The organism is Lutibacter sp. (assembly GCF_041596795.1).
GTDB lineage: Bacteria > Bacteroidota > Bacteroidia > Flavobacteriales > Flavobacteriaceae > Lutibacter.
Genome location: NZ_JBFHHX010000142.1, coordinates 1 through 8,128, shown reverse-complemented (window position 1 = coordinate 8,128; position 8,128 = coordinate 1). Strand labels below are relative to the sequence as shown.

Genomic DNA, 8,128 nt, shown 5'->3' with positions numbered 1-8,128 from the left:
AGTGTTTTAGCTAATTTATCATCATTATTTTTAACCAATTCATTTACAGATTCTGAAATTAATTTAAAATTTGTAACTGTTTCATTAAGTTGGGCAATACTACTTTTTAAATTGTTTCTGCTTTTAGCATCTAAAACATCTGTTAAACCAGTCATAAGTGAATCTGCACTTACAATTACATTTTCAACTTTTGCTTGTAGCGGATTCAGTTTTTCTGTTACAGTAGAAAATATGTCAGATTCTATTTCGCCACGTAAAAAATCTCCAGGTTTTGCAGTTTCTCCTTGGTATGATGGTACAATAGCTAATGATTTTCCTCCCATTAAACTAGCGCTGTAAATTTTAGCAACACTATTTTTAGAAAATTCGAAATCATTTTCAATACTAAACTCAACAATTAACTGTCCTTTTTTAGAAGGGTCTTCATTAAAATTTATGGCTACAACTTTTCCTACCTCAACACCATTTATAGTAACTTTGCTAGCTGTATTTAAACCTTGTACGTTGTTGTATGCTGTAAAATATGTTTTTAAAGGTCCATCAAATAAATTCATCCCTTTTAAAAAATTATATCCCCAAATAAAAAGGGCTATAATTAAAACAGCAACAACTCCAGTTTTTAATTCTCTTGTTATTTTCAAAATAATACTTTTTTAAAAAGCAATAATACTAATATTTTTTGGGAGTACTTGTTTTAGTTTCTATGATTTTTTTAAAATGTCTTCAATAGATACTTTATCTCCATTTTTAAATGCAACTATAAACGCCGATGTATAACCTTTTGATTTTGCTAATTGAAGTAACTCTTTTATTTTAGAATAATCTGAAGTGCTTCCTAAATAATATTTGTAACTTGAACCAACTTGGGCTCTTTCTACATTTTCTAATCCGTTAAAATTATACGGATGGGTTTCAACTTTTCTAGATCCTGATGCAATTTGCACTTTAAATTCGGCTTCAATACTACTTTCATCACTCTCTTTGTGGCTAGAAGTTTTTACTGAATTTTTATTTTTTACTTCACTAATTTCTAAATTCACATTTGAAACTGTATTTAAAGACAGTTGCTCTTTGTATTTTAAAATTCCTTTAAAAATAGATTCTGCATATTTTTTTTGACCAGCGCTAGAATTTAACAAACTACCTTCCTCACTATTAGTAATAAAACCTGTTTCAATTAAAACACTTGGCATATATGTTTGATGTAAAACCACAAAACCCGCTTGTTTTACACCTCTGTTTACTCTGTTTAATTTATTGGTAAAACCATCTTGAATAATACTTGCCAGTTGAATACTTTGATCTAAGTATTCTTCTTGCATTAATGTTAAGCCAATAACCGATTCTGGCGAATGAGGATCAAAACCTTTATAATTAACCTTATAATTATCCTCTAATAAAATTACAGAGTTCTCTGCTTTTGCAACTTCAAAATTTCTACTATTTGCGTGTGTTCCCAATACCCAAGTTTCAGAACCTTTTGCTTGAGAAGTATGTGCATTACAATGTATAGATACAAATAAATTAGCATCAGCTTTATTTGCAATTCTTCCACGCTCCCATAAATCAACAAATACATCTGTTTTTCTGGTATAAACTACTTTAATACCATTTTCTTTTTCTAATAATTCACCTACTTGTAATACTATATTTAAGGCTATTTCCTTTTCTTTTGCATTTTCATGATTTACCTTACCAGGATCTTTACCACCATGACCAGCATCTAACACAACTACAAAATCTTTATTTTGAGCTGTTAAGGACTGATTAATAAAAACAAAAAGTACTATAAATACTAAAAAAGAAACGTAATTCGTTTTAACTTTAATTTTAGAAAAGAGTTGTGCGTTCATCAAATATTTTAATTAATTTTGGCATTTATTATTTGGTGCTACAATTATTGAGCCATACATTTACAAACAAACAATTTTAGGCTGTTTAATTAAAGAGCTAAAGTAAAAAAACTTATGCTATCAAACCAATTTAAAAAGTATTTTTATAAAAAATTCATTATTAAAACTACTAACAAAAATACCATAGTTATAATTTGTTTGATACTAGCTAATTGCTTTATCAATACAACTGTTTTTTCGCAAGAAATTAAGTCTGAAAATGAGTTAAAACCTTCCGATTCCATTTTTAAAAAAAATGATTCTTTAATAATTGGGCAAAAAGATTCTATAAGTATTATAAAACAAAAAGATTCTTTAAAAAAACCCAAAGAAATTATAGAAAGTATAATTGAACATAGTGCTGATAGTTTAATCCGTCAGGATATAAAAAACAACAAAATTATTTTATATAAAAACGCTCGTGTTCATTATAAAGATATTGATTTAACAGCTGGCCATATTGAAATTAACAATACAAATAATATAGTTACTGCAAAAGGAATTAAAGATAGTGTTGGCGTTTATTCTCAATTACCTGTTTTTAAACAAGGCACACAAGAATCACTGCAAGACACTATAAAATTTAATTTTAAATCAGAAAAAGCTAAAATTTGGAATTTAAAAACCGAACAGGAAGGTTTAATAATTAAAGGTGAAGTAAGTAAAAAACATAATGATTCTGTTATATTTATTGAAAACATAAAAATAACATCATCTCAAAAAGATGATCCAGATTATTACATAAAAATTAAAAAAGCCAAATTTATTAAAGACCAAAAATTAGTGGCTGGTCCTAGTCAATTGGTAATTGCAGATGTTCCAACACCCGTAGTTTTACCTTTTGCATATATTCCATTAACAAAAGGACGAACTTCTGGGTTTTTAATGCCAACCTATGGTGAAAATAGTACGCAAGGATATTTTTTACAAAACGGTGGATACTATTTTGTTTTAAGTGACAACGCTGATTTAGCCGTACTAGGTGATATTTACACAAATGGAAGTTGGGGGTTAAGCGCCGAATCTTCTTATGTTTTTAGGTATAAATTTTCAGGAAGCTTTAATTTTTCGTACGAAAATTTAATTAGTAGTATTAAAGGATTTGATGATTATTCAAAAAGCTCTAATTATAATATCCGTTGGAGTCATAGTCAAGATACAAAAGCAAGTCCTAATTCACGTTTTTCAGCTTCTGTAAATTTAGGAAGTAGTAAATATTATAAAGAATCTAATAACGAATACAATACCAATTCATTTTTAAATAATACATTAAGTTCTTCTATTTCATTTTACAAAAATTTTGTTGATACTCCGTTTAATATGACAATATCAGCAACACATTCTCAAAATACAAATACTGAAGAAATTTCTATGACACTGCCTTCTTTACAAGTAAGTATGGATAGGCAATATCCTTTTGCAGGTAAAAATGGTGCTAAAAACAATGCGCTTCAAAAAACTGGTTTTACATATTCGTTGGCCGGAACCAATAAAATAAGTACCACCGATGAATTTTTCTTTAAAAAAGGAATGTTTGATGATGCACAATCAGGAGTGAAACACACAGCAGGTTTAAGCACTAATATTACAGCGCTTTCTTACCTTACACTATCTCCAAGTTTAAGTTATAATGAAGTTTGGTATTTTGATAAATTGAAAAAAACCTACGATGAAGTTGAAAATGAAGTAGTTACAGATACCGTAAGTGGTTTTAGTTCTTTTAGAGAATACAGCACATCGCTATCTTTAAGCACAACTTTATATGGAATGTTTAAGTTTAAAAAGAATAGTAGAATTGAAGCCATTCGTCACGTAATTCGTCCAAGTATTTCTTATAGTTACAGACCCGATTTTAGTTATTATAATGAAGAAGTACAAAACTCTAGTGATCCTACAGATATTGTTGAATATTCTCCATTTGCAAATGGAATTTATGGAAGTCCAGGATCCGGAATATCTAACAGTTTAAGCTTTGCTTTAAACAATAATTTAGAAGCAAAAGTAAAATCAAAAGACTCAACACAAACAGAATCCACAAAATTGGTATTATTAAATAGTTTAAATTTTTCTACAAGCTATAATATGGCTGCAGATTCTTTAAAATGGAGTCCAGTAAGTGTAAGTGCTGGAACAACTTTATTTGACAATAAGTTAAGTGTAAATGCAAATGCAAGTTTAGATCCGTATGCCCTAAACGCCAGTGGAACCAAAATTAACACCTTTAATATAAATAATAATGGTAGCTTATTTAGGCTAACAAGTGCAGGAATGACATTGAACTACTCTTTGTCAAGTGGAGGCGATGATAAACAAAAATCGCAAAGTCAAAAAAATGCCGATGCTAATAATTCAGATGGTATTTTTGGAGAATCCTCCATTGCATCCAACAGAATGGAAGGCGAAGGTCAAGGTGAAAATCAAGAAGAAACAAAAAGCACTAAACTCTTTGGAGCACAAATTCCGTGGAGTTTAAAAATATCTTATGCCCTTAATTATAGTAATTCTATACGGCAAAATGAAATTACATCAAATTCGTTAATGTTTTCGGGTGATTTAGATCTAACGCCCAAATGGAAAGTTGGATTTTCTTCTGGTTACGATATTAAAGATCAAGGTTTTTCATATACTCAATTACGATTTTCTCGTGATTTAGATAGCTGGAAATTAAATTTTAACTGGGTTCCTTTTGGTACCAGACAAACGTATTACTTTTTTATTGGTATAAAATCGAGTATGTTAAGTGATTTAAAATACGATAAAACAAAGCAATCAGATAAATCTTTATTCTAATTTAATATATTATGAAGAAAATAATTAATACAAAAAATGCACCAGCACCTATTGGTCCATACAATCAAGCTGTTTTAGTTGAAAATACACTATATACATCAGGGCAAATTGCTATTAATCCAGCAACTAATGAATTGGTTTTAGATTCTATAGAATTAGAAACCAAACAAGTTATGGAAAATTTAAAAGCTGTTTTAGCTGCCGCTGATATGACTTTTGAAAATGTTATAAAAACATCTATATTCATATCAGACATGAATAATTTCGCTGTTATAAATAATGTTTATGGAAGTTATTTTAACCACGAAACCGCTCCTGCTCGAGAAACTGTAGAAGTTGCAAATTTACCTAAATTTGTAAATGTTGAAATTTCAATGATTGCTATGCTATAATTTTTTAAAATAATTGTTGGTAAAAAACAATTATTTTGTTCATTTATAGATTTGTAAAAGCATTTAATTGATTAATATAAATGTTATTCCTACGTAGAGAAATCTACCATACAACCTATGTAGGTATAATAAATAATAACCGAAAAATTTATTAGAACAATTACTATTATTCCAACAAAACCGGCTATCCAGTTTGTGTAAAACCAATATTTAAAATCTTTTAAATAGCCTTTATCAATAATTCGGCAGTTGCAGGATTTGTAGCTAATGGAACATCATGAACATCGCACAAACGCATTAACATTGCAATATCTGGTTCGTGTGGATGCATTCCAAGTGGATCTCTAAAAAAGAAAACCATATCGGTTTTTCCTTCTGCAACTCTACCAGCAATTTGAGCATCACCGCCATACGGTCCTGACAAATACTTTTCTACCGTAAACCCAGCTTTTTCAGCATTTTTACCAGTTGTTCCAGTTGCTATTAATGTAATTTCTTTTGAAATTATTAAGGCTTTAAAATCCATTAAAAATTGAATCATTTCTGCCTTTTTTCCGTCGTGTGCTATAATTGCTATTTCCATATTGTAAAAATAAGAAAGTTACTTGGTATTTTACACTTTTTTTTATTTAAGTGAATGTGAATATTCTATTAAATCTACAAGTTTGGTAGCGTAACCAAACTCATTATCATACCAAGCAATAATTTTAAAAAAATTATTATTTAACTCTAAACCTGCATTGGCATCAAAAACTGCAGTTCTAGGTTCTGAAATAAAATCTTGCGATACAACTTCATCTTCCGTATAACCTAAAATTCCTTTCAACTGGTTTTCTGATGCAAATTTCATTACGTTTTTTATATCTTGGTAATTGGTAGATTTTTTTAAACGAACCGTTAAATCTACCAAAGAAACATCTACAATAGGCACTCTAACGGCCATTGCTAAAATTTTCCCTTCTAATTCAGGTAAAATTTTTAACACCGCTTTTCCTGCATTTGTTGATGTTGGAATCATATTGTTTAATGCCGATCTTCCTCTTCTCCATATTTTTTCAGGTCCATCAACAGTGTTTTGGCTAGATGTTGCCGTGTGCACCGTAGTTGCTAATGCTTCTACTATTTCAAAATTATCATTTAAAACTTTTACAATTGGTGCTAAGCAATTTGTGGTACAAGATGCATTTGAAAACACATTATCTTCTTTTTTTAAACTTGTATGATTTACTCCCATTACAAACATTGGAGCATTATTTGAAGGCGCAGAAATTACCACATTTTTTGCACCACTTTTTATATGAAGTTCTGCTAGAGTTTTATCTGTAAACAATCCTGTAGATTCTATTACATAATCTACATTTAATTTTTGCCAAGGTAAATTCTCAAGATTTTTTTCTGAAGAAATATGAATAACGCTACCATTTACAATTAATTGATTTTCAACAACTTTAATGGTTCCATTAAATTTTCCGTGTACAGAATCGTATTTTAATAAATACGCTAAATGATTAATATCTAATACATCATTAATACCTACAATTTGTATGTTTTTTCGAGAAATTGCCGTTCTAAATGCTAAACGTCCAATTCTTCCAAATCCATTAATGGCAATTTTAATCATTTAAACTAGCCTGATATTCTAAATTTAACTTTTGACTACCAAATGCTAACACCTCAGCAGGTTTATATTTAGAATCATTCTCGCCAGTATCAAACAACAACCCATCATTTTTATAATAAATTTTTCTACTATAAATTTTCCCCTCACCCGTACTAGTTGGCAATAACTCATAAATTTTTACACAAATCAAATTATCATAATCATAATAAAAAGATTTTACTTTGATAAAATTATTCTCTAAAAAATCTCTGTATTTAACTTTTATAATTTTGGAGTTTTTATAGGTAATATCTTTTTCTGAAATATTTTTAGTTATATGTCCAAGTTTTGTAAGTGATAGTATTTCATTTTCACTAATACTATCGTAATCTTTAGTAGAAACATTAATATGATAAATATAACTATCAATATCATTTACATACCTTTCAATGTTCACTACTTTTTTAATTATTTCCTTTTTTTCTTCTGACAATTCTTCAACTGCTACCGTCTTTTTCCCATTACAAGAAAAAAGACTAGTTGCAATTAAAAAAATAAAAATTTTTCTCATTTAAATAGACATTATATCACTCACTCGTAATAACTCTTTATTAATAGTATGATGACCTTTTACTGCTTGGTCTAATTCTGTAGTCTCCACTTTACCGTTAATTAAACCAACCATTAAGTTTGTTTTACCATCTAGCAGTAATTCAACAGCTTTTACCCCTAACCTACTTGCTAAAACTCTATCAAAGCAACTTGGAGATCCACCTCTTTGCATATGTCCTAAAACAGAAACTCTTACTTCGTATTCTTTTAGGTTTTTCTCTACATAATCAGCTAATTCAAATACGTTTTTACCAATTTTATCACCTTCAGCAATTACTACAATACTTGAAGATTTTCCTGATCGTTTACTTCTTTTTAATGATTCTAATAACCTTTCAAGTCCTAAATCTTCTTCGGGTATTAAAATTTCTTCAGCTCCAGCACCTACACCTCCATTTAATGCAATAAAACCAGCATCACGCCCCATTACCTCAACAAAAAACAATCTGTTATGCGAACTGGCTGTGTCTCTAATTTTATCAATTGCATCAACTACAGTGTTTAACGCCGTATCATATCCAATAGTATAATTTGTACCTGAAATATCATTATCTATGGTTCCTGGAACTCCTATGCATGGAAATTTAAACTCTTCGTTAAATACCATTCCACCAGTAAATGTGCCATCACCACCAATTAATACCAAAGCATCTACTCCTTCTTTTAACAAATTTTCATGTGCTTTTGCTCTTCCTTCTTTGGTCATAAAATCTTTAGAGCGGGCAGTTTTTAAAATAGTACCACCTCTGTTAATAATATTACTAACATTTCTAGCTTCTAATTTTGTAAAATCACCTTCTATTAAGCCTTGATAACCTCTGTAAATTCCAACACACTCTACT

Annotated in this window: 8 protein-coding genes; 2 read left to right on the top strand and 6 right to left on the bottom strand. The window is 29.4% G+C overall.

Going from position 1 to position 8,128, the window contains the following annotated elements; all coding sequences use genetic code 11:
- Both ABY298_RS13360 and ABY298_RS13355 read right to left on the bottom strand, forming a co-directional pair.
- A partial coding sequence (locus ABY298_RS13360) for an MlaD family protein (RefSeq protein ID WP_372746560.1) occupies positions 1 to 641 on the bottom strand: 641 nt, incomplete at its 3' end.
- 60 nt (positions 642 to 701) lie between these two features.
- Positions 702 to 1,853 carry an N-acetylmuramoyl-L-alanine amidase gene (locus ABY298_RS13355; protein ID WP_372746559.1) on the bottom strand — a complete coding sequence of 384 codons (1,152 nt, stop codon included), beginning with the start codon at positions 1,851 to 1,853 and terminating at the stop codon, positions 702 to 704.
- A 198-nt stretch (positions 1,854 to 2,051) separates the two neighbouring features.
- Between ABY298_RS13355 and ABY298_RS13350 the strand changes: the two genes are divergently transcribed.
- Both ABY298_RS13350 and ABY298_RS13345 read left to right on the top strand, forming a co-directional pair.
- Positions 2,052 to 4,682, top strand: a complete 2,631-nt coding sequence (locus tag ABY298_RS13350) for a putative LPS assembly protein LptD (protein ID WP_372746558.1) — start codon at positions 2,052 to 2,054, stop codon at positions 4,680 to 4,682.
- An 11-nt stretch (positions 4,683 to 4,693) separates the two neighbouring features.
- A complete protein-coding gene (locus tag ABY298_RS13345; RefSeq protein WP_372746557.1) occupies positions 4,694 to 5,074 on the top strand; it encodes a Rid family detoxifying hydrolase in 381 nt (126 codons plus the stop codon).
- Positions 5,075 to 5,294: 220 nt separating this feature from the next.
- Here the strand turns inward: ABY298_RS13345 and ABY298_RS13340 are convergent, their stop codons facing one another.
- From ABY298_RS13340 to ABY298_RS13325, 4 genes are all read right to left on the bottom strand, one after another.
- On the bottom strand, positions 5,295 to 5,657 hold the full coding sequence (locus tag ABY298_RS13340; RefSeq protein WP_372746556.1) for a methylglyoxal synthase: 363 nt from the start codon (positions 5,655 to 5,657) through the stop codon (positions 5,295 to 5,297).
- Positions 5,658 to 5,699: 42 nt separating this feature from the next.
- On the bottom strand, positions 5,700 to 6,695 hold the full coding sequence (gap, locus tag ABY298_RS13335; protein WP_372746555.1) for a type I glyceraldehyde-3-phosphate dehydrogenase: 996 nt from the start codon (positions 6,693 to 6,695) through the stop codon (positions 5,700 to 5,702).
- A complete protein-coding gene (locus ABY298_RS13330) occupies positions 6,688 to 7,245 on the bottom strand; it encodes a hypothetical protein (protein ID WP_372746553.1) in 558 nt (185 codons plus the stop codon). Before ABY298_RS13330 ends, gap begins: the two co-directional genes overlap by 8 nt.
- A partial coding sequence (locus ABY298_RS13325) for an ATP-dependent 6-phosphofructokinase (protein WP_372746552.1) occupies positions 7,246 to 8,128 on the bottom strand: 883 nt, incomplete at its 5' end.

Bases quoted from the DNA above. Each gene is read 5' to 3' on its own strand.
- ABY298_RS13355 (WP_372746559.1), bottom strand. From the start codon at position 1,853: ATGAACGCACAACTCTTTTCTAAAATTAAAGTTAAAACGAATTACGTT.
- ABY298_RS13345 (WP_372746557.1), top strand. From the start codon at position 4,694: ATGAAGAAAATAATTAATACAAAAAATGCACCAGCACCTATTGGTCCA.
- ABY298_RS13340 (WP_372746556.1), bottom strand. From the start codon at position 5,657: ATGGAAATAGCAATTATAGCACACGACGGAAAAAAGGCAGAAATGATT.
- gap (WP_372746555.1), bottom strand. From the start codon at position 6,695: ATGATTAAAATTGCCATTAATGGATTTGGAAGAATTGGACGTTTAGCA.
- ABY298_RS13330 (WP_372746553.1), bottom strand. From the start codon at position 7,245: ATGAGAAAAATTTTTATTTTTTTAATTGCAACTAGTCTTTTTTCTTGT.